The sequence below is a fragment of the Cetobacterium somerae ATCC BAA-474 genome (assembly GCF_000479045.1).
GTDB lineage: Bacteria > Fusobacteriota > Fusobacteriia > Fusobacteriales > Fusobacteriaceae > Cetobacterium_A > Cetobacterium_A somerae.
Map to the genome: position 1 here is coordinate 1 of NZ_KI518068.1, position 20,515 is coordinate 20,515.

A 20,515-nucleotide genomic window follows, 5' to 3' on the forward strand; every position below is an offset into this window, starting at 1 on the left:
TATTTGAACTATAATAACTTTATCACTAAAGTACATTCCCATGTTTTCACTTTTTAAAATATTATTAAAAATATTTAAAATTATAGAATCAATATCTTTTAAATCGATTTTTTTAACTTTTAGTATTTTTCCTTCATATTTAAAAATTGAATAACAGAGCTTTTTTAATAACATTTTTTCATAAATACTTTTCATTTCCCCTAGATTAAAAACCTCTTTTATCTTAGGCATAAGCTTTTTTACTTTAGCTAAAACTTCAGGTTCAAATGGTACAGCACTACTTAAATTATTTGCTAAAAAGTAAAAAACTTGTTCCTGATATCTCAAATCAAAATCTTTTAAATGATTATTTAAACTATTTTTAAGGTTAACATACTCATCATAGTTACACTCTAACTTTAAATCTATCTCCTTAAATAATCTAGTACATACATGTAGAGCACATAAAAATGCTATTAAGAAACTACTTAAAGACATCTTATTCTCTTTAAAAACTTTTCCTAATTTAATTGTTAACTCTCTTGTATTATATATTTTTAAAACTTCATCTAAAAGATTGACTCTATTTAAAGAAAAATCTATTTTAAAAAAATACTTAACTAAAATTTTAAAAAAAAGATGTAAATCTTTAGGAGAAAGGTGGCATAACTCTATTACTTTTCCATGAATATATACATATTTAGACCCATTTTTATTTAAGCTGTCTTTTACTTTTGTAAACAATCTAAAAATAGAACTTCTAGATAAATCTAATTTTTCTCGTTCCTCTTCTAAATTTATAAAACCATTGTGTATAAACTTTATATATAAGTAGTCATATATCTCATCAGATGTCATAAGTATTTTTCTATTAAAGAGTATCTCTTGCTGTTTTTTCGATAAAGAGATAATATATTTATTCTCATTCATCTCTATCTTTGGATATTTTTCCTCCTCTAAAAAGCTATTTATCTGTTTTATTGACTTACTTATTGAGCTTTTTTCTAAATTTAGATACATTGAAAGCTCTTCTAATACAAAGGTATCTTGAAGCAAAAGCATTAATATTTTAATATTTGTATCATTCATTTTCTCCCCCCACTGTTAAAAAAAAAATCATATATATTCTATTTAAATAATACTTTTTAGTAAAATTTCAATAAAACATATATGATTAAGAGCTTATTGGTGCCTGAGGGGGGACTCGAACCCCCAAGGTGCAAACACCGGCGGATTTTGAGTCCGCTACGTCTACCAATTCCGTCACTCAGGCCTTTCGTTGTTATTCTATACCAATTAGAGAGCTTTGTCAATAACTTTTATATTTTTTTAAAAGGAATATTCTAATTTTGTACGTAAATAACTTAAAGTTTAAAATCTAAATTTTTTAATAATTTTAAGGAGGTAACTTATATGCTTAAAAGATTTATCTTTTTATCAGTTTTACTCTCTGCTTTAGTTGGATGTGCTAATAATGGTATGTACAATACTCCAAGAGTTAGAGATGGTGCTTTAGGTGGAGCTGCTGTTGGTGCTCTTGCTGGTCAACTTATTGGTAGAAATACTGCTGGTACTTTAATTGGTGCTGGTATTGGTGCTCTTGCTGGAGCTGCTATCGGTCATGAAAGAGATGAACGAGCTTTTAGAAACTATTATAGAAATAGATATTAATTAGGAGGTTTTCAATGAAAAAAATATTATTATTTTTATTCTCTCTTACTCTTTCAGCTAGTCTTTTAGCTAATAGCGATAATTATAACTTTCCTAAATTAAAAGAAAAAATGGAAAAAGATGGTTATAAATTAGAGTATGTGAAAAAAGATGAAGGATTTAACTTTAAAAAAGGAGATTCTCATGTTGAAGTTACAGATTATAAAACATACGCTAAGTTAAATGATGCTATAGCTAACTCTATAAACTTATTAGAAGAAAAAGGATTTAAACTTGTTACACAAGAGTGTGACTTTGGAAATGGTATCTTAGTTTTTACTAATCCATCTATAAAAGACTATGCTTTTGTTCTATCTGCAAATTATAAAAAAAATATTATGTTAAATACTGGTGGTTCACCTAAAGATGTTGAGTTTTCTGTAAAAACTTTACAAGAAACTTTAAAACCAGTTAAAAAATAAAAATTTTTTTTTATTTTTTCTTGACATATTAAAAATTTAGCAGTATTATTGTAAAATATAAAACAAAAAAAATTTAGGAGGAAGATATGTCGCAATTGTTCGTTGTTTTAAACTCATTACATCATCATCATAGATATTAGAGTTTGTTCCTGTGAATTTTTCATAGATACAGACTCTTGTTGTATTGCAAACTTGAGTCTGTATCTATGATGACAACGAAAAAGAAAAATATCTCTTCTTTTAAAGCCATCTAGATACGTTCTAGGTGGCTTTTTTGTTTTTAATAATCTATATTAAGGAGGAATTTTATGAAAAAAATATTTAAACTTTTATTATTGACTTTCACTATATTTTCAATATCTTTTGCTAAGGATAATGCTTTAAAAAATCTTCAAGAAAAAGGAGAGATGGTTATTGGGCTTGACGATACTTTTGCTCCTATGGGATTTAGAGATGAAAAAGGAAATATCATTGGCTTTGATATTGATTTAGCTAATGAAGTTGCTAGTAGAATGGGAGTTAAAGCTGTCTTTAAACCATGCGAATGGGATGGAATAATATTTGATTTAAGAAGTAAAAAGATTGATTTAATTTGGAATGGTCTTACTATAACTCCTCAAAGAGAACAACAAATAGCTTTTTCTACACCCTATTTTGATGATGATCAAATTGTTATTGTTAGAAATCATAATATAAAATCTTTTGAAGATTTAAAAGGTAAAAATATTGGTGTTCAATTAGGTAGTGCTTCATACTTTGCCTTTGAAAATTCACCTTTAGCTAAAACAACTGGTAAAGTTAATAAGTACTCTACAAATGTTGAAGCTCTTTTAGATTTAGAAGCAGGTAGAACTGATGCTGTTGTTATTGATGCTGTTGTCGGTAAATACTATGTTGCTAAAAAAGATGGCTTTGTTGTTTTAAATGAAATTTTGGACAAACAACAAATGGGAATTGGTATGAGAAAGCAAGATTTATCACTAAAAAATAAAATAGATGAAACTTTAGCTAATATGAAAGCTGACGGTTCATTTAATAAAATTTACCAAAAATGGTTTGGTAATAACTAAAACTTTATTTTAAGGAAGGATTATTTATGGAAAACAATTTATTTTATATACTACAAGGATTAACTCTAACTTTAAAACTTTACTTCTTTACTTTGATTTTATCTTTACCTTTAGGAATTTTACTTTCTCTTGGAAGAGTTTCAAAAAATAAGATATTAAATGTTGGAATTCAAATATACACATGGATATTTAGAGGAACACCTCTTTTATTACAACTTTTCTTCGTTTATTATGGCTTACCTGTTTTTGGAGTTGTTTTAGAACCTTTTCACGCAGCACTTATAACTTTTACAATTAATTATGCTGCATATATATCTGAAATTTTTAGAGGAAGTATTTTAGGAGTTGATTCTGGGCAATTTGAAGCTGCTCAAGTTTTAGGTTATAGTTATTGGCAAACTATGTTTAAAATAATTCTTCCACAGAGCTTAATTACAGCTTTACCAGCTCTTTCAAATGAAGCTATTGCTCTTATTAAAGATACATCTTTAGTTTCTGCTATTGGAATGGCTGAGATACTAAGAAATTCAAAAGAGATTGTTACAAGAGAGTTTACAATTACGCCATTTATTATATGTGCTGGAATCTACTTAGGATTATCAACTATTATTATTTTAATTTTAAAAAATATTGAGAAGAAGGTGACTATATAATGGCTATTCAAGTTAAAAATTTAAATAAATCTTTTGGAGAAAACAATGTTTTTAATAATTTAACTCTAGAAATAAAAAAAGGAGAAATCGTCTCAATTATTGGGCCTTCTGGAAAAGGAAAATCAACATTTTTAAGATGTCTAATTGGACTTGAAGAGTTTGGTTCTGGTGAAATTATATGCAATCGAAAAAAAATGGGTATGGTTTTTCAAAATTTTAACCTTTTTCCAAATAAAACAGTATTAGAAAATATTACTGAACCTCTTATATTAGTTGATAAAATTGAAAAGGCTACTGCCATTGAAAAAGCTAAAAAACTTCTAGAAAGAGTTGGATTATCTGATAAAGAAAATACTTATCCCAAATATCTTTCTGGTGGACAAAAACAAAGAGTCGCTATTGCTCGTGCTCTAGCAAAAGACCCTGAAGTTTTACTTTTTGATGAACCCACTTCAGCTTTAGATCCTTTTATGACTGCAGAGGTTTTAAAAGTTATTGAAGAGTTAAAAGATAATAAAGATATGACTATGGTCATTGTTAGCCATGAAATGGATTTTGTTAATAAAATCTCAACTAGAATAATTGAGTTTTAAGCTTTGCTTAAAACTCACTCCCTACATATATCTTACCATCAATAACTCTACCTGTTATTTTAGAACAAGCTCCATAGTTTTCTCCTTGAAAAAACTCCAAATAATCACTTTTATATCTTTCAATTGTATTTAAATATCCAAAAAGTGCTCCATTTGAACTTCCAGTTGCTGCCTCCTCATCTATTCCATAAAGTGGTGCAAAATTTCTACAATAAACTCTATTATTTTCAATAGTATATACATGATATCCCACTGCGCTACAATCTTTTGATATATACTTTATTTTTTCTAAATCAATCTTTAAATTATTTAATACCTTTCTATTTTTAACTGGAATTAATATATCTCTTAATCCACTATATCCAATAACTATTTCTAAATTCTCATGCAGCTCCTCTTTTTTTACTCCTATGGAATTTAATATTTGCTCTATTTCTGATATCCCCTCTATTTTTATACTATCTTGTTCTAAAAATATCTCTCTTTTCTCTACTCTAACTTTTAAATCCTTAAAATTCAACCTTTCTATATACTCCCCCTCTTCAATAATACCAGTTTTTTTCAAAATGTAAAAAGCTCCTAAAGAAGCATGACCACAAAACTCTATTTCACACTGAGGAGTATAAAATTTTAATTCAAATATTTTTTCAGATATTTTTTTTACAAAAACTGTCTCTGAAAATCCCAACTCTTTAGCTTTTTTTTGACACTCACCTTTTAAAATATCCTCTTTTAACATTACTACTCCAGCTTTATTCCCACCTTTTCCATTATGTGTAAAAACATTAACTATAAACTCCATAACTCTCCTTTTTAAAAGTAAAAGGGTATACATAAGTACACCCAATTCTTTTTATTTATTCAATCTTTTTGCTAACTCTTGAACAGCATATGAAGCTACATCATCTGCATATGTTCCAGTTCCAAATCCAGCATCATATCCCAACTCTTTAGCCAGTTCATGTGTGATTCTAGCCCCACCACAAATTACTAACATCTTATCTCTTAATCCCTCTGCCTCTAACATTTCAATAAGCTCAATTAAGTTTTTAATATGAACATCCTTTTGAGTAACTGTTTGAGAAACTAAAAGCACATCAGCACCTATTTCAATAGCTTTAGCTATAAAGTCCTCATTTAAAACCTGACTTCCCATATTTAAAGCCTCTATCATCTCATATCTTTCTAATCCATAGTGTCCTGCATAACCTTTCATGTTCATTACAGCATCTATTCCAACAGTGTGTGCATCTGTTCCTGTACTTGCACCTAACACAACTATTTTTCTTCCAATATTTTCTTTTACAAACTTATCAGTTTCCTCCATTGACCATGTTGTTGATTCAACTTTTGGAACATAGATAGACTCATAGTCAACTGTATGAGTACAGTTTCCATAACAGTTAAAAAATGTAAATCCATCTGTTAACTCTTTAAAATATGAAACTTGTGGATTTTCAAATCCCATTTTCTTCATAAGTTGTTTAGCTGCTTCAACTCCCTCTGCTCCTGCTGGAACTGGTAAAGTAAATGAAAGTTGAGTTTTTCCATCGTTCATTGTATCTCCATATGGTTTAACTGCTTTTAAATCTAGTGTTGTATCAAATGTTCTTTCTTCCATTGAATATAATCCACCACTCATTACTTAACCCCTCCTAACATTTTTGGAATAAACAGATTCATGTAGCTAGAACCCTTTTCTACAACTCCAGCTAATCCTTTTCCACCTGTTCTACTTCTTTTTATATCTGCAAAAGTTCCCTTTTCTAGTGAATTAAACAGTCCATCTTCAACCATTTTCTCAAGTAGCTCCACTGATTCATCTAAAACAAGCTGAGCTCTTTTTTGAATTATTCCATCTGCTTTAAACTCAATTTCAGATCCAAAATCTCTCATATTATTAAATATATATCTTGCATTTTCTATTGATAAATATCTATCTGACATAAATGGTGTATGGATAGCCTCTGTCATCATTCCTAACAGTTGAAGTCCTTGCCCTGTCATTATTGCAACTTGATTAAATAGCGCATCTTGAATGTGCCCTTTAAATATATTTCCTGTCATAAACTTTGTAGGTGGCATATATTTTAATGGTGCCTTAGGGAAGATCTCTCTAGTCATTTGTGCTTGCGCTAATTCTAGTAAGAATCCATTTTCTAACTCTGGGTCCATTTCAAATGCATGTCCTAATCCCATCTGCTCTTCAGGAAGACCTGCCATAAATGCTAACTGCTCATTTATTAAATCTGACGCTAAAACTGTATGAGCATTTTCCACTGCATCAGCTGTTGTTAAGTAGTTATCCTCTCCTGTATTTATTATAACCCCTGCAAATCCATTTATTACTCTTGAGAAGAACTGGTCAACTAATGTTCTTTGCATATTTATATCTCTAAATAGTATTCCATATAATGCGTCATTTAGCATTACATCAAGTCTTTCTAAAGCTCCCATAGCTGCAATCTCTGGCATACAAAGACCTGAGCAATAGTTACAAAGTCTTATATATCTTCCAACCTCTTCTCCCACTTCATCTAGAGCTTTTCTCATAATTCTAAAGTTTTCTTGAGTTGCAAAAGTTCCTCCAAATCCCTCTGTTGTAGCTCCGTAAGGAACATAGTCTAGTAAACTTTGCCCTGTTGTTCTAATAACAGCTATTATATCTGCTCCCTGTCTTGCTGCAGCTTGAGCTTGTATAACATCTTCATATATGTTTCCTGTTGCAACTATTACATATAAGTAAGGTTTTGGTCCCTCTCCAATAGTTGTTAAATACTTCTCTCTTTGATCTCTATTTGATTTGATTCTATCTACAACTTTATTTACAACAGGTTCTACAGCTTTTTGAACCTCATCTTTACTATGTTGTTTAATCTTAGTTAGATCTAACTCTCCAGAGCTTACTTTTTCAGCTATCTCTTGAGGAGACATTCCTGTTTCTAGCATAGCGTTTCCTATAAAATACATTACCCCTTCTGATAAAACACCCTTATCTTTTAAATGATCTACCACAATGTTTGGTAATGGTACCTCGTCACAATCTACTCCATCTATCTCTAACAATCTACAAATTGTTCTTTCAACTGCAACAGTTGTATATGAGTCTACAAATTTTTGCACATCTACTGCTATATCTTTAGCTAGTCCTCTAGCTTTATCTACCTTATTGAAATCTAAACCTAACTTACTTTTAAACATTAACGTCCTCCTTATAAATACTTATATGCGTTATTTATAATATCTTCATCTATTTTTAATAGTTTCCCTATTGTCAATGCTTCCTCTGGAACACTATCATCATCTACTTCAATTAGAGAGTAATCTATATAATCCTCAATATTTTTATAGTTTACATTCTCTTCTATTTCCGTTTTCTTAATCCCTTTAACTCTTAACTTTACAACATCTTCTCCAACTTGATCATAATGAGTTGTTATTACAGATTCTATAAAATAATTATTAAGAATTGTTATTACACTTTTTAAAAGAGCTCTTCCCTCTTGGGGATTAGTCGTTCTTGCTAACTCATCTATTAAAACAAGAGGCCTTACACCTTTTTTTATCTTTTTAACTATTCTATCTATCTCTAACATCTCTGCTGCAAAGGATGATAATCCCTCTTCTAAAGATTGAGTATCTCCAATTGATAAGCATATCTCATCAACAAGTTGTATTTCTCCCTCTATTGCTGGAATATAAAATCCCATTTGTGCCATATTTTGTACCAACCCTAAAGTTTTCAATGTAAGAGTTTTTCCAGACATATTTGCTCCAGTTATAACTGTCACGCCGTTGTGCAATGTTATATCAACCTTTTGGTATGTCTTGTCTTTATCCTCTAATATTTTTAAAACCTTTGGATTGAAAACACCTTTAAGCTCAGTTTTATTTGTAAATATAGGTTTCACTAAATTTAATTTTTGAGCTTGGTGTGCTTTTGCTAAAATTAAATCTAAATATCCTAATCTTTTTATAGAACTTTTTAAAACTTGATTATAGTTTGATAATTTCCTACTAATAACCTTTCTTACATCATCTTCCAACTGCATCTCAGTTTCATATAATGTCTCATCTTTAGTTTCTTTTATAACTTTTCTAACTTCAGATAATTCTATGGAGTAGGAACTATATATATGAAAACTTGCTATTCTAAGTTTATCTGGATCCAATATATCAATTACTTTTTCCAAATTTTGAGGAGCTAAAAATTTATAATTTTCACTCAAAATTTCATATATCTCTTGGGAGATCATGGAAAAAATTTTAATTTCAAAAAGTTCAACATCATCTAATATATATCCATTAGATAATCTATTTACAATACTCTCAATATCTTTTAATGCTGATAATTTTCTCTTTAATGTAGTATAAATCTTGGGATTATTTTCTAAAAGAGTTATTACACTTTGTAAATTTTCAAACTCTTTTTCCAATTTCAAAATATCTTTTGAAAACTCAATACTTTTTAATGTTCTTCTTCCCAATCTACTAACTATATCTAAGGTGTCAATTATATAATCAAATCCTATTTTTTCAAAGTTCATAACCTTCCTCCCTTAGATTAACAACAGGTACCTCTGTAAACTCCTCGATAGCTTTTATGAGCTCCTTTGAATCTAATATATGCCCTGTTGGAGCCACTGGATTAACTGTTATTGCTACTAGTTTTGTTTTTAATAATACCTTTAATTTCCCACCTTTTCTTATAAATCTACTTAGTATCTCTCCAGATACAAATACTTTGGTAAAATCTTTTACAACTATCTCTATATTTTCTAAAAAACTCTGCTTTGTTAAGCTCTCTATAAATCTTTCTGTTAAAACTCCTGTTATATAAAGAGAACAATCCTCTTGAAATATATTTTCTTCCAACTGTGAAAAATTTAATATTGATTTAATTGGTAGCTTATTTATAATATCTTTTTCCCATAAAATTTTATAAATTCCATCCTCTAAATCTATTATTTTCTCTTTTCTTTCCCTCTCTAAACTATCTAATTTTAAAAGATTTATAACATGCTTTGTTTTTTTTATAATCTCTTTACTATTAATAGAAACTGCCGCTCCTGTTGATAGAACTATTCCCTCTGTAATAATAGGAGACCCCACACTTAAACGTGATAGGGCCCCATCTACTAATACACTGTCTACACCTTTTTCTAGAACTTCCTCTATAATATCTTTTACCCAAGTTCCGTTAGATGGTCCAGATAGTAAAACTTTTCCCTCTCCTAGGGCTCTTGCTGTTACAAGACGCCCTAGAGCAGTGGATTTTTCACTAACATCTAAAATTTCAGCTTGAAATCTCTTTTTTATATAGTGTTTTTCACTAGTTACAAAAATCATCCCTTCATAGATTGTTATTTCAGGCTTTGATGTATCTGTCACTATGTCAACTGTTTCTCCATCTATTCCTATTGAGGTAACGGCTGTTGTAACCCCTTCATCCTTCAATCTTTTTAAGATATAATTCATAGTTTCTGTCTTACCAACATTTTTTTCTAATCCAATAGTTGCTATACTTTTATAATTTTTTATATCTTTTATAAAGGGCATGATTCTCTCCTTTCAAGCTTTCTATATATTAATGAGCGTTTCTTTGTTTTCTATCAAGTTGTCTTGGCTCTAAAGTCTCTTCACATCCACTCATAAGTCCTGCAACTCCAACTTGTTTTTTCTTTGTTTCACCTTTACAAACATCACATTCACAAGTATTCTCATAGTTTGTAGGTTGAGTATATGTTGTGATTACTCCCTCAAAGTTTCTAAGAACAACTTTATCTGGAGATTGAGAGATTATGTAGTTTGGCATAACTGGAGTTTTTCCTCCTCCACCTGGAGCATCTACAACAAATGTAGGTACTGCATATCCTGATGTATGACCTCTTAATCCTTCAATGATTTCAATACCCTTAGATACAGGTGTTCTAAAGTGCTCAATTCCCATTGATAAGTCACATTGATAGATGTAGTATGGTCTAACTCTCATTTTAACTAAGTTATGAACTAAATCTTTCATTACATGCACACAATCGTTTACTCCTTTTAATAAAACTGATTGATTTCCTAAAGGAACTCCTGCATCTGCTAACATATTACAAGCTTTAATCGCTTCTGGAGTTATCTCTTTAGAGTGATTAAAGTGAGTATTTAACCAGATTGGGTGGTATTTTTTTAACATGTTACAAAGTTCTGGAGTTATTCTTTGAGGCATAACAACTGGAGTTCTTGATCCAATTCTTACAATTTCAACGTGAGGAATCTCTCTTAATTTACTAATGATATGCTCTAAGTTCTCATCAGATAAAAGTAATGGATCTCCTCCAGAAAGTAGTACATCTCTTACTTGAGGTGTATTTCTTATATATTCAATAGCTTTTTCAATTCTTTCCATTGGTAAAGCGTGGTCTGTTTGCCCTGCAAATCTTCTTCTTGTGCAGTGTCTACAATACATTGAACACATATCAGTTACTAAAAGTAATACTCTGTCTGGATATCTATGAGTTAATCCTGGAACAGGTGAGTCACCATCTTCATGAAGTGGATCCAATTGATCTGCTGCTGATTTATGTAGCTCATTTATAGATGGAACTGCTTGCATTCTAACTGGGCACTTAGGGTTATTAGGATCCATTATACTTAAATAGTATGGAGTAATTCCCATTCTAATAGTTTCTAAAGACTTTTTAATCCCCTCTTTCTCTTGTTCTGTTAATGTCATTAAACTTTCAAGTTGCTCTAAAGTCTCTATTCTATTTCTAACTTGCCATCTCCAGTCATTCCACTGCTCATCTGTTACGTTAAATCTTTCTCTCAAATTCATCATTGATAAACTCCTCCAAAATTTTCTATTGAAACCTTTTTTATTTTTTAATAAATTTTTTAATTAAACGTATAGCTTTTCAAATAACTCTCTAATTGCTTTTGATTCTCTTATAATTTCTAAAGTTAAATTAGCATGTCCTTTTGTATATCCATTTCCAACTATCATAGTTACATCTTTACCTACACCCTCTGCCCCTAAAGCAGCTTTTGTAAATGATGTAGCCATTGAGAAGAAGTAAACTACTCCATCATCTTTTGTTATTAATATTGATGACATCTCTGTTCCAGGAACATTTACGTTATTTATTACAACATCACATAACTCCCCATTTGTGATTTCATTTATTTTATTATAAATCTCTACTGGCTTTGTTGCGTCTCCTACCAATACAACATGAGCAAGTCCTAAGTCTCTGATTCTTTGAGCATTTGCTTCTGAATATTCAAATACTATAACTTTTCCAGTTTTTCCTACATTTTTCATAGCTTGATAACAACAAAGGATTCCTGATTTTCCTCCTCCACCAATTATACAAACTGTATCTCCCTCTTTAACTAACTTTTCAACTTGAGCAGGTGCTCCAGCTACATCTAGTGCTGCAAGTGCTAATTTTTCAGGAATATCATTTGGTAAAACAGCATATATTCCACTTTCAAATAAAATTGCTTTTGCATCTACGTCTACTTGATCATTTGAAATATTAATCTTTTTAATCTTCTCTATTTTTAAAGGCGTTAATGAAAGAGAAACTAAAGTTGCTATTTTATCTCCAACCTTTAAGTTTTTATCAGGGAAATCTGGTCCTATTTTTTCAATAGTTCCAATTAACATTCCTCCCGATCCTGTAACAGGATTTTGCATTTTTCCTCTCTCTGCTACTATACTTTCAATCATCTCTGCCATTTTTTTCTCATCTTTATTACATGCTTCTTTAATTTGTGTAAAACTAGCTGAATCAATATTTAGAGTTTGTACATTAATTAATACTTCATTTGACATAATCTCCATATCATTAGATATTTTTAATGCTCCTTGTGGTAATGATCCAACAGGCTCTATTACTCTGTGTGTTCCAAATTTGCATCCCTTTTTCATAATATCCTCCTTAATTTAAACCTAATATTTTTCTTGCCTCAGTTGGATTTGCAATCTCTCTTCCAAACTCCTTTGCAAGTCTTACAACTTTTTCAACTAATTCACCATTACTTTTTGCTAATACACCTTTTTCAATATATACATTGTCTTCAAATCCAACTCTTACGTGACCTCCTGATATTATAGAAGCCGCCGCAAGAGTGAATTCAAATCTTCCAATTCCAGCAACTGAATATGTAGATCCACAAGGTATGCTCTCTTTTAAAAATATGAAATCTCTTAAATCTCCAGAAATTCCACCATTTACTCCCATTACAAAACTAAAGTGAATCGGCTCTTTAATAAATCCTTTTTTACACAATCTAATTGCCATGTCTATCATTGATTTATCAAAAACTTCAACCTCTGGCTTAACACCCAAATCTATCATCTTTTTTCCAAACTCTTTAATCATATTCTCAGTGTTCACAAAAATTTCATCGCCACCAAAGTTTAATGTTCCACAATCTAATGTTGCCATCTCTGGTTTTAAATCAACTGGCTCCAATCTTTCAGCTGAGGTCATCCCCACTGACCCCCCTGTAGAAGGTTGAACTATTACATCTGGACATCTCTCTTTTATAGCTTTTATGCACTCATCATATCTTTCTTTTCTTTGAGTTGGAGTTCCATCGTCCTCTCTAACATGAAGATGGATAACACTCGCTCCCGCTTTATATGCACTGTAAGCTTCTCTAGCAATCTCTTCTACTGTATATGGTATAGCTGGATTGTGTTCTTTTGTCACTTCAGCACCACATATTGCTGCTGTTATTATCAACTTTTCCATAGTCTACCCCTTTCTCTGAACAGCTTTTGGAACAACACAAGTACCAACTGCTTTACACACTACAATAGGTTCTTCTAAAAAATCTGCTGCTGAATCACAAATATCAGCTCTTGGAATAATCACTTTTCTAGCTTCAAAACTCATGGCTCTTGAAGTATTTCCAACTTTTGTAATCTCTCCTACAACCTCTAAATAATCTCCAGCATATACAGGAGCCATGAACTCTACCTCACTATAAGCCTTGAATAAACCTTCATCCCCATCATGCTTTATAAGTAGCTCTGTTGCTACGTCTCCAAATAACTGTAAAATTCTTGCTCCGTCTACTAAATTTCCACCATAATGAGCATCTGCTGAACTCATTCTTAATCTTATCATTGATTTTGTCATAACTCCTATCTCTCCTTCACATGTTTTTTATTATGCTAACTCTTCTGTTTCTGCTGCTACTTCTACCTCTTCGTTTTCTCCTGCTAACTGCACATTTGGCTCTGATGGTAACGCAAATCTTGGAATAAATCTATCAAGCCCTGTTAAAGTAAGTATTAAAATACTTCCAACAGCTATGTAAGCCATAAAGTTAAACTTTATAATACTCATTGCTGTAAATGATGCTAAAGGATACACTGCATTTGCAATTCCTAAGTAGAACCCTATGTAAACGTGCCATGGAATTAGTTGAGATCCGAAAACTCCTAATGCATCACTAAATGTTGCATTTCTAAGTCTTAAAGTCTCAATATCTTGTGGACTTCCCTTTACATTTTTTTCAACAAGTTCTTTTATAATTGGTCCTATAGTTACAATTTGTGCCATTTCATCTGCTAAAGCAGCGTTTCCTAATACTGATAAAACACCATTGTAGAACATAAGTTGTCTAACATTTCCAGAAATCCTTTTAATAAGAATCGATACCGGTCTGAAGGCATCCATAATTTTCATTATTCCACCAAATGCTGCAACCCACATCATCATTACGATAACCCAAGATCCTGCTCCTTCAAATCCTGTGTAGATTAAATCTAAAAACGCTGATGGACTTTCAACAGTTCCAGCAAAAGTTCCACATACAAAAGATGCAAAAATTCCAAGGAATAAACATAATAGTGTATTTACTCCTTTAAATGCTGAAACTAAAACTAGAATTAGAGGAATAACCATATAATAAGGCACTCCACTTTTAACTTGATTAAGCAATGCTACTGCACTCTCTCTTTTTTCTGCTAGAGCGGCCCATGCTGATTCAGGTATTTGATTTATAGCCTCAACTGGACTTCCAACTTCTGTTGGTAATCCCATAGCAACACTCACTACATAGAAAGTTATTACTGCACACACAAGTACTAAACCTGACCAAACACCTTGATGTCTTATTCTTTTTACAACTTCAACTCTTTGAATTCCAGAACTTACTATTGTTGTATCTGATATAAGACCAATGTTATCTCCAAAACATGCTCCACCAGCTATTGCTGCTAAAGTTAAGAACATATTTCCTTGAACTATGTGGTTTAGCCATAAGAATATCGGTGCACATGCTGCAAATGTTCCCCAACTTGTTCCTGTAGCAATTGATAGAATTGATGTTACTATAACTCCAACTACTGCAACAGTTCTAGCTGTTAATCCAAATCCTAAAGCTATGTTAATTATAGAAGCTCCAACTCCTGTTGACATAAAAGCTTCTGCCATTGCATATGCCATCATTAGGATAAAAAAGGCTATTTGCATCTCTCTTGCATTTTTTATACAAGCATCTATAATATCACTTATTTTTTTCTTTGCCACAAGTGATGCTACAAGTGCTGCATATACTGTTGCTAAAGGTGCTGCTAATAATGCATCATACCCACTCATCATTAGTCCTGCCAAAACTAAAACTGGACTAAGCTTTATTATCGCCGTTACCGTTCCCATATTTTCCTCCTAGAATGTTTAATTTCTCATAAATTTTTCAAGTAGGATGTAAGTGAGTGCTTACTTTAGTTTTGTCAGTAGCTATATATACCTCACGTTTTTTTCTAAGTCAATAGTAATTTAAAACTTTTTTCTTTTATAAAGTTTTATTTTAGTACTAAAACATCCTATTACAGACATTTTTAAACATTAAAAAATTTTTTAAAAATAAAAAAATTTGACAAATTTAACTTTTATGAGGTAATAAGGGTCTCGTTAAGTATTTTTTAACTACAATTTGTGTAACAAGGAGGAAAAAATGGTATTTAAAAATCTTTTAACTGAAATTCATGGAAAAATCTGTATAGTTAAAATTAACAGACCTGAATCTTTAAATGCTTTAAACGAAGAAACTTACAAAGAGATTCACCAATGCTTTTCTCAGTTAGAAAAAAATGATGAGATTGATGTTATTTTACTAACAGGTGAGGGACGTTCTTTTGTGGCAGGAGCTGATATCTCTTTTATGAAAGATTTAAGTACAAAAGAGGCTAAAGAATTTGGTATTTTAGGTACAAATGCTTTTAATGCAGTGGAAAATATCAATAAAGTTGTTATTGCTGTTATTAATGGATTTGCTCTTGGTGGTGGATGCGAACTTGCTATGTCTTGTGATATTAGAATTGCTTCTGATAAAGCAAAACTTGGGCAACCTGAGGTTACACTTGGTATTACTCCAGGTTCAGGTGGAACTCAAAGACTTCCTAGATTAGTTGGTCTAGCTAAAGCTAAAGAACTTATATATACAGGTAATATTATTGATGCTCAAGAAGCTAAATCTATCGGTTTAGTTAATCAAGTTATTGAGCATGATAAGCTTATGGAATATGCACTAAATATGGCAAATAAAATTAGTTCTAATGCTAAATTGGCAGTTCAGTATTCAAAAGAAGCTATAAATAAGGGAATTCAAGTGGATGAAACTACGTCAATGTTCATTGAAAGTAGTTTGTTTGGACTTTGTTTCTCAACAGAGGATCAAAAAGAGGGTATGTCAGCATTTTTAGAAAAAAGAAAAGCAAACTTTATTAACAAATAAACTATACAAAAGTTATAAGGAGGAACAATGAAAGTATTTATTGTAGGTGCTGGAGTTATGGCAAGTGGTATTGCTCAAGTTTTTGCAACAGGTGGTCATGAGGTTTTAATGACAGATATTTGTGCTGAAGCTCTTGAAAAAGCAAAAAAAGGTTTTGTAAAAAGTTTAAGTAAGTTAGTTGAAAAAGAGAAAATTACAGAGGATAGAAAAAATGAGATTTTAGCAAAGATTCATACAACTTCAAATATTGCTGATGCAAAAGATGCTGATTTAGTTATTGAAGCTGTATCTGAAAGAATGAATATTAAAAAAGAGTTATTTTCTAAATTAGATGAAATCTGTTCTGAGAAAGCTATATTTGCAACTAATACATCTTCGCTTTCTATAACTGAGATTGCATGTGCTACAAAGCACCCTGAAAGAGTTATAGGAATGCACTTCTTCAATCCTGCTCCTGTTATGAAGCTTATTGAAATTATTAAAGGCTATACTACAAGTCAAGAAATTTATGAAACTATTTTAAAACTTTCTAAGGAACTTGGGAAGGAACCTGTTTTATGTGAAGAAGCTCCTGGATTTGTTGTAAATAGAATTTTAATTCCTATGATTAACGAAGCTATTGGAATTTTAGCTGATGGTGTTGCCACTGCTGAAGATATTGATAATGCTATGAAATATGGTGCTAATCACCCAATTGGACCACTAGCTTTAGGAGATTTAGTTGGACTTGATGTTGTTTTAGCAATTATGGATGTTTTAGCTACAGAGTTTGGAGACCCTAAATATAGAGCTCACTCACTTTTAAAGAAAATGGTTAGAGCTGGAAAACTTGGAAGAAAATCTGGTGAAGGATTCTATAAATACTAATAAAAAAGAGAAAACCTGCTTTTAGGGTTTTCTCTTTTTTACTTTTCTTTACTCAGTTTTTTTATATTGATTAATTGAATTTTGATAAAATTTAATTTTTTCACTTAAAAAATGCCCATCCCTTTCTCCTGTGAATTTTCCCTGCGTTAAAATTTTTAAAAGAAAACTACCCATTACACTACTTAACATATCGTTTACAAAAGTTTCAGGAGAGTAATGAATTTTGTGTTCGTGAAAAACTCCAATAAAATGGTCTACTAAGTAGTTTTTAAAATCAATTGTTCTAAGAAATTTTTGATTCTCACTATCTGACAATTTTAGTTGAAGTCTAAAAATTATCTCATGTTGATGTAAGAAATTTTGATAAAGTAGTATGCTTTTAGCTATATCTTGTTCTAACTCTCCCGTTAAACTTTCATGTAAAGAACGAATAATTTTACTCTCCTCTACAAATTTATTTATTATCTCCTCTAAAACTCTATTTTTAGTTCCAAACAATCTAAAAATAGTAACTTCGTTACACTCTGCTTCCTTGGCAATACGTTTTGTTGAAACTTTATCAAATCCCTCTTCTGAAAAGAGTCTTTGTGCACAATCTAAAATTTTATCCCGTGTTTTCATCATTCCTCCAGTTCTGCCCATATTTTTAAATGTTATCCCAATATATACCTTACTTTTGACTCTTTTGTCAAATATTTTTTGGAAAAATAAAAATATTTTTTTATTTTAAAAAACTCTCTCTAATTATATGTTTGTAACACCTTTTTTGTGTTCGAAAAAAATATTTTTTATTTCACTATTGACATTTACTTTCTGTATGAGGTATATATTCATACTGAAAATAGGCAAGTATGTACTTGCTAACTTAAACAAAGGAGTGAAGTTATGAAAAAATTGGTCTCTGTTGATTTTGCAGCATCACTTATTAAAGACGGTTCATCTCTTATGACTGGAGGTTTTTTAAAGTGTGGCTCTCCTAAGGAGGTTATCGAAAAATTATTGGAAAATGGTACTAAGGACTTAACTCTTATTGCCAATGACACAAGTTTTCCAGATTTTGAAAGAGGAAAGCTTGTTGTTAACAAAAGAATTAAAAAAGCTATTGTATCTCATATTGGTACTAACCCTGAAACTGGTAAGCAGATGCATAGTGGTGAAATGGAAGTTGTTCTAGTTCCTCAAGGAACTCTTGCTGAAAGAATTAGAGCTGCTGGTGCTGGACTTGGTGGAATTTTAACTCCAACTGGAATTGGAACTGTTGTTCAAGAGGGAAAAGAGGTTATTGAAGTCGATGGAAAGAAATATCTTCTTGAAAAACCATTAAGAGCTGATGTAGCACTTATTTACGGAACAAAAGTTGATTCTTTTGGAAACGTATCATTTCACGGTTCAACTAGAAACTTTAATACTATAATGGCTACTGCTGCTGATACAGTAATTGTTGAAGCTGAAGAGATTATTGATGGATGTTTAGATCCTAACGAAGTGGTTATTCCAGGAATATTTGTGGACTATATCGTTAAGGGAGGAAGATAAATGGAACTTACAAAAGAAAGAGTTAGAGAGATTATAGCTAGAAGAGTTGCTAAAGAATTTAAAGATGGAGATGTAGTTAATTTAGGAATTGGATTACCTACAGAAGTTGCTAACTATATCCCAGATTCTATATATGTTGCACTACAATCTGAAAATGGTTTAATTGGTATGGGGCCTACTCCTTGTGAAGCTGAAGAGGATTGTAGAATATCTAATGCAGGGGGGTCATTAGTTACTATTGCTCCTGGAGGATGTTTCTTTGATAGCTTCACATCATTTGGAATCATTCGTGGTGGGCATGTAGATGCCACTGTTTTAGGAGCTTTACAAGTTGATGAAAAAGGAAATCTAGCAAACTGGATGGTTCCTGGGAAAATGGTTCCTGGAATGGGGGGAGCTATGGATTTAGTTGTAGGAGCTAAAAAAGTTATTATTGCTATGGAGCATACAGCTAAGGGAGCTCCAAAAATCTTAAAAAACTGTACGTTACCTCTTACAGCTGCTAGTGAAGTTAATATGATTATTACAGAAAAAGGTGTTATGGAAGTTACTGATAAAGGTATTATTTTAAAAGAACTTAGTCCATACTCATCTATTGAGGATATTGAAAAATCTACTGAAGCTACTTTAATTATTGATGAAGATTTAAAAGTTATGGAAGTATAAATTTACTAGGAGGTTTTTAAATAAATGGAAAAAATCTATATTGTAGCTGCAAAAAGAACTCCCATTGGATCTTTTTTAGGTTCTTTAAACAAAGTATCTCCAAGTCATTTAGCGGGAGAAGTTATAAAAAATATTCTTGAAGAAACTAAAGTTGACCCTAATAACTTAGATGAAGTTATTGTTGGAAATGTTTTATCTGCTGGACATGCTCAAGGAGTTGGAAGACAATCAGCTGTTAGGGGTGGGGTTCCTTACTCAGTTCCAGCTTACTCTTTAAATATTATCTGTGGAAGTGGAATGAAAGCTGTTATGTTAGCATATCAAATTATAAAATCTGGTGAAGCTTCTCTTATTTTAGCAGGTGGAACTGAATCTATGTCACAAGCTCCACATCTACTTAACCACAACATTAGAACAGGAATTAAAATGGGAGATTCTTTAGCTAAAGATCATATGATTTTAGATGCTTTAACAGATGCTTTCCATGGAGTTCACATGGGAATAACTGCTGAAAATATAGCTGAAAAGCATAATATCTCTAGAGAAGAACAAGATCAATTTTCTATAGAGTCTCAACAAAAGGCGATTGCTGCAATTGATAGTGGACGTTTCAAAGATGAGATTGTTCCTATTGAAGTAAAGGATAGAAAAGAAACAATAGTTGTTGATACAGATGAATATCCAAATAGAAAAACATCTTTAGAAAAACTTTCTCAACTTAGACCTGCATTTAAAAAAGATGGTTCTGTTACAGCTGGAAACGCTTCTGGTATAAATGATGGAGCTGCAATTTTACTTATAGCTTCTGAATCAGCTGTTAAAAAATATAACTTAACTCCTTTAGTTGAGATTGTTGGAGTTGGACAAGGAGGAGTTGATCCTTTAGTTATGGGACTTGGACCTGTTCCAGCTATAAAAAATGTTTTAGATAAAACTGGAATGAAATTAAAAGATATGGATATCTTAGAACTTAATGAAGCTTTTGCAGTTCAATCTCTTGGAGTTATGAAGGAGCTTTGTGAAATGTATTCAATAGACCCTGCTTGGTTTAACGATAAAACTAATGTTAACGGTGGAGCAATTGCTTTAGGACACCCTGTTGGTGCTAGTGGAGCTAGAATACTAACTACCCTTGTACATGAAATGAAAAAAAGAAAGTCTGAATATGGTTTAGCAAGTCTTTGTATCGGTGGAGGAATGGGGACTGCAATAATAGTAAAAAATGTTCAATAAAATATATTAGGAGGAAATAAATGGATTTTACATTAACT

22 protein-coding genes and 1 tRNA gene are annotated in these 20,515 nt (G+C 31.3%); 10 read left to right on the forward strand and 13 right to left on the reverse strand.

The window, feature by feature from the left end:
* On the reverse strand, nucleotides 1–1,068 hold a 1,068-nt coding region (locus HMPREF0202_RS01075; RefSeq protein WP_023051617.1), incomplete at its 3' end, for a BglG family transcription antiterminator.
* Between the two features lie 97 nt (nucleotides 1,069–1,165).
* Nucleotides 1,166–1,252 (reverse strand) — tRNA-Leu (locus HMPREF0202_RS01080).
* 140 nt (nucleotides 1,253–1,392) lie between these two features.
* Here HMPREF0202_RS01080 and HMPREF0202_RS01085 point away from each other — a divergent pair.
* The 5 genes from HMPREF0202_RS01085 to HMPREF0202_RS01105 all read left to right on the forward strand — a co-directional run bounded on the left by HMPREF0202_RS01085 (nucleotide 1,393) and on the right by HMPREF0202_RS01105 (nucleotide 4,427).
* Nucleotides 1,393–1,650: a glycine zipper domain-containing protein gene (locus tag HMPREF0202_RS01085; RefSeq protein WP_023051618.1), complete on the forward strand. Its 258-nt coding sequence runs from the start codon at nucleotides 1,393–1,395 to the stop codon at nucleotides 1,648–1,650.
* Nucleotides 1,651–1,664: 14 nt separating this feature from the next.
* Nucleotides 1,665–2,111, forward strand: coding sequence for a hypothetical protein (locus HMPREF0202_RS01090; RefSeq protein ID WP_023051619.1), 447 nt, complete (start codon nucleotides 1,665–1,667; stop codon nucleotides 2,109–2,111).
* Between the two features lie 308 nt (nucleotides 2,112–2,419).
* Nucleotides 2,420–3,181, forward strand: a complete 762-nt coding sequence (locus HMPREF0202_RS01095) for an amino acid ABC transporter substrate-binding protein (RefSeq protein WP_023051620.1) — start codon at nucleotides 2,420–2,422, stop codon at nucleotides 3,179–3,181.
* Between the two features lie 26 nt (nucleotides 3,182–3,207).
* Complete coding sequence (locus tag HMPREF0202_RS01100; RefSeq protein WP_023051621.1) at nucleotides 3,208–3,834, forward strand: amino acid ABC transporter permease; 627 nt, start codon at nucleotides 3,208–3,210, stop codon at nucleotides 3,832–3,834.
* Nucleotides 3,834–4,427 carry an amino acid ABC transporter ATP-binding protein gene (locus tag HMPREF0202_RS01105; RefSeq protein WP_023051622.1) on the forward strand — a complete coding sequence of 198 codons (594 nt, stop codon included), beginning with the start codon at nucleotides 3,834–3,836 and terminating at the stop codon, nucleotides 4,425–4,427. The genes HMPREF0202_RS01100 and HMPREF0202_RS01105 overlap by 1 nt, the downstream gene beginning before the upstream one ends.
* Nucleotides 4,428–4,434: 7 nt before the next feature.
* Here HMPREF0202_RS01105 and HMPREF0202_RS01110 read toward each other — a convergent pair whose 3' ends face one another.
* Genes HMPREF0202_RS01110 through HMPREF0202_RS01155 form a run of 10 tightly spaced genes read right to left on the reverse strand, consistent with a single transcriptional unit; the run spans nucleotide 4,435 to nucleotide 15,097 of the window.
* Entirely contained in the window at nucleotides 4,435–5,229 is a 795-nt protein-coding gene (locus HMPREF0202_RS01110; RefSeq protein ID WP_051364107.1) for a PhzF family phenazine biosynthesis protein, read from the reverse strand.
* A 51-nt stretch (nucleotides 5,230–5,280) separates the two neighbouring features.
* Nucleotides 5,281–6,069 (reverse strand): lysine 5,6-aminomutase subunit beta, encoded by a 789-nt coding sequence (gene kamE / locus HMPREF0202_RS01115; protein ID WP_023051624.1) that lies wholly within the window; start codon nucleotides 6,067–6,069, stop codon nucleotides 5,281–5,283.
* Nucleotides 6,069–7,628 (reverse strand): lysine 5,6-aminomutase subunit alpha, encoded by a 1,560-nt coding sequence (kamD, locus tag HMPREF0202_RS01120; protein WP_023051625.1) that lies wholly within the window; start codon nucleotides 7,626–7,628, stop codon nucleotides 6,069–6,071. The genes kamE and kamD overlap by 1 nt, the downstream gene beginning before the upstream one ends.
* An 11-nt stretch (nucleotides 7,629–7,639) precedes the next feature.
* Complete coding sequence (gene kamC, locus HMPREF0202_RS01125) at nucleotides 7,640–8,974, reverse strand: lysine 5,6-aminomutase reactivase ATPase KamC (RefSeq protein WP_023051626.1); 1,335 nt, start codon at nucleotides 8,972–8,974, stop codon at nucleotides 7,640–7,642.
* On the reverse strand, nucleotides 8,964–9,986 hold the full coding sequence (gene kamB / locus HMPREF0202_RS01130) for a lysine 5,6-aminomutase reactivase subunit KamB (RefSeq protein ID WP_023051627.1): 1,023 nt from the start codon (nucleotides 9,984–9,986) through the stop codon (nucleotides 8,964–8,966). The genes kamC and kamB overlap by 11 nt, the downstream gene beginning before the upstream one ends.
* 28 nt (nucleotides 9,987–10,014) lie before the next feature.
* Nucleotides 10,015–11,256 carry a lysine 2,3-aminomutase gene (gene kamA, locus HMPREF0202_RS01135; RefSeq protein WP_023051628.1) on the reverse strand — a complete coding sequence of 414 codons (1,242 nt, stop codon included), beginning with the start codon at nucleotides 11,254–11,256 and terminating at the stop codon, nucleotides 10,015–10,017.
* 60 nt (nucleotides 11,257–11,316) lie between these two features.
* Nucleotides 11,317–12,351 (reverse strand): L-erythro-3,5-diaminohexanoate dehydrogenase, encoded by a 1,035-nt coding sequence (gene kdd / locus HMPREF0202_RS01140; RefSeq protein WP_023051629.1) that lies wholly within the window; start codon nucleotides 12,349–12,351, stop codon nucleotides 11,317–11,319.
* 10 nt (nucleotides 12,352–12,361) lie between these two features.
* Nucleotides 12,362–13,180 carry a 3-keto-5-aminohexanoate cleavage enzyme gene (kce, locus tag HMPREF0202_RS01145; RefSeq protein ID WP_023051630.1) on the reverse strand — a complete coding sequence of 273 codons (819 nt, stop codon included), beginning with the start codon at nucleotides 13,178–13,180 and terminating at the stop codon, nucleotides 12,362–12,364.
* A 3-nt stretch (nucleotides 13,181–13,183) separates the two neighbouring features.
* Nucleotides 13,184–13,570, reverse strand: a complete 387-nt coding sequence (kal, locus tag HMPREF0202_RS01150; protein WP_023051631.1) for a 3-aminobutyryl-CoA ammonia lyase — start codon at nucleotides 13,568–13,570, stop codon at nucleotides 13,184–13,186.
* A gap of 30 nt (nucleotides 13,571–13,600) precedes the next feature.
* On the reverse strand, nucleotides 13,601–15,097 hold the full coding sequence (locus tag HMPREF0202_RS01155; RefSeq protein WP_023051632.1) for a Na+/H+ antiporter NhaC family protein: 1,497 nt from the start codon (nucleotides 15,095–15,097) through the stop codon (nucleotides 13,601–13,603).
* 298 nt (nucleotides 15,098–15,395) lie between these two features.
* Here HMPREF0202_RS01155 and HMPREF0202_RS01160 point away from each other — a divergent pair, with 298 nt between their 5' ends.
* Entirely contained in the window at nucleotides 15,396–16,175 is a 780-nt protein-coding gene (locus HMPREF0202_RS01160; protein WP_023051633.1) for an enoyl-CoA hydratase-related protein, read from the forward strand.
* A gap of 27 nt (nucleotides 16,176–16,202) precedes the next feature.
* The gene (locus HMPREF0202_RS01165; RefSeq protein WP_023051634.1) at nucleotides 16,203–17,042 is read left to right on the forward strand and encodes a 3-hydroxybutyryl-CoA dehydrogenase; all 840 of its coding nucleotides are present in this window, start codon (nucleotides 16,203–16,205) and stop codon (nucleotides 17,040–17,042) included.
* 48 nt (nucleotides 17,043–17,090) lie between these two features.
* Here HMPREF0202_RS01165 and HMPREF0202_RS14635 read toward each other — a convergent pair whose 3' ends face one another.
* The gene (locus tag HMPREF0202_RS14635; protein ID WP_051364108.1) at nucleotides 17,091–17,663 is read right to left on the reverse strand and encodes a TetR/AcrR family transcriptional regulator; all 573 of its coding nucleotides are present in this window, start codon (nucleotides 17,661–17,663) and stop codon (nucleotides 17,091–17,093) included.
* Between the two features lie 264 nt (nucleotides 17,664–17,927).
* Here HMPREF0202_RS14635 and HMPREF0202_RS01175 point away from each other — a divergent pair, with 264 nt between their 5' ends.
* From HMPREF0202_RS01175 to HMPREF0202_RS01185, 3 genes are read left to right on the forward strand one after another with little or no spacing between them, the layout of a single operon-like run.
* A complete protein-coding gene (locus tag HMPREF0202_RS01175) occupies nucleotides 17,928–18,578 on the forward strand; it encodes a CoA transferase subunit A (protein ID WP_023051636.1) in 651 nt (216 codons plus the stop codon).
* Nucleotides 18,579–19,244, forward strand: coding sequence for a 3-oxoacid CoA-transferase subunit B (locus HMPREF0202_RS01180; protein ID WP_023051637.1), 666 nt, complete (start codon nucleotides 18,579–18,581; stop codon nucleotides 19,242–19,244). It abuts the gene before it with no gap.
* Nucleotides 19,245–19,268: 24 nt separating this feature from the next.
* Nucleotides 19,269–20,477, forward strand: a complete 1,209-nt coding sequence (locus HMPREF0202_RS01185; protein ID WP_023051638.1) for an acetyl-CoA C-acetyltransferase — start codon at nucleotides 19,269–19,271, stop codon at nucleotides 20,475–20,477.
* Nucleotides 20,478–20,515: the final 38 nt, after the last annotated feature.

Coding starts and splice junctions, on each gene's coding strand:
- HMPREF0202_RS01085 (WP_023051618.1), top strand. CDS start 1,393: ATGCTTAAAAGATTTATCTTTTTATCAGTTTTACTCTCTGCTTTAGTT.
- HMPREF0202_RS01090 (WP_023051619.1), top strand. CDS start 1,665: ATGAAAAAAATATTATTATTTTTATTCTCTCTTACTCTTTCAGCTAGT.
- HMPREF0202_RS01095 (WP_023051620.1), top strand. CDS start 2,420: ATGAAAAAAATATTTAAACTTTTATTATTGACTTTCACTATATTTTCA.
- HMPREF0202_RS01100 (WP_023051621.1), top strand. CDS start 3,208: ATGGAAAACAATTTATTTTATATACTACAAGGATTAACTCTAACTTTA.
- HMPREF0202_RS01105 (WP_023051622.1), top strand. CDS start 3,834: ATGGCTATTCAAGTTAAAAATTTAAATAAATCTTTTGGAGAAAACAAT.
- HMPREF0202_RS01110 (WP_051364107.1), bottom strand. CDS start 5,229: ATGGAGTTTATAGTTAATGTTTTTACACATAATGGAAAAGGTGGGAAT.
- kamE (WP_023051624.1), bottom strand. CDS start 6,069: ATGAGTGGTGGATTATATTCAATGGAAGAAAGAACATTTGATACAACA.
- kamD (WP_023051625.1), bottom strand. CDS start 7,628: ATGTTTAAAAGTAAGTTAGGTTTAGATTTCAATAAGGTAGATAAAGCT.
- kamC (WP_023051626.1), bottom strand. CDS start 8,974: ATGAACTTTGAAAAAATAGGATTTGATTATATAATTGACACCTTAGAT.
- kamB (WP_023051627.1), bottom strand. CDS start 9,986: ATGCCCTTTATAAAAGATATAAAAAATTATAAAAGTATAGCAACTATT.
- kamA (WP_023051628.1), bottom strand. CDS start 11,256: ATGATGAATTTGAGAGAAAGATTTAACGTAACAGATGAGCAGTGGAAT.
- kdd (WP_023051629.1), bottom strand. CDS start 12,351: ATGAAAAAGGGATGCAAATTTGGAACACACAGAGTAATAGAGCCTGTT.
- kce (WP_023051630.1), bottom strand. CDS start 13,180: ATGGAAAAGTTGATAATAACAGCAGCAATATGTGGTGCTGAAGTGACA.
- kal (WP_023051631.1), bottom strand. CDS start 13,570: ATGACAAAATCAATGATAAGATTAAGAATGAGTTCAGCAGATGCTCAT.
- HMPREF0202_RS01155 (WP_023051632.1), bottom strand. CDS start 15,097: ATGGGAACGGTAACGGCGATAATAAAGCTTAGTCCAGTTTTAGTTTTG.
- HMPREF0202_RS01160 (WP_023051633.1), top strand. CDS start 15,396: ATGGTATTTAAAAATCTTTTAACTGAAATTCATGGAAAAATCTGTATA.
- HMPREF0202_RS01165 (WP_023051634.1), top strand. CDS start 16,203: ATGAAAGTATTTATTGTAGGTGCTGGAGTTATGGCAAGTGGTATTGCT.
- HMPREF0202_RS14635 (WP_051364108.1), bottom strand. CDS start 17,663: ATGAAAACACGGGATAAAATTTTAGATTGTGCACAAAGACTCTTTTCA.
- HMPREF0202_RS01175 (WP_023051636.1), top strand. CDS start 17,928: ATGAAAAAATTGGTCTCTGTTGATTTTGCAGCATCACTTATTAAAGAC.
- HMPREF0202_RS01180 (WP_023051637.1), top strand. CDS start 18,579: ATGGAACTTACAAAAGAAAGAGTTAGAGAGATTATAGCTAGAAGAGTT.
- HMPREF0202_RS01185 (WP_023051638.1), top strand. CDS start 19,269: ATGGAAAAAATCTATATTGTAGCTGCAAAAAGAACTCCCATTGGATCT.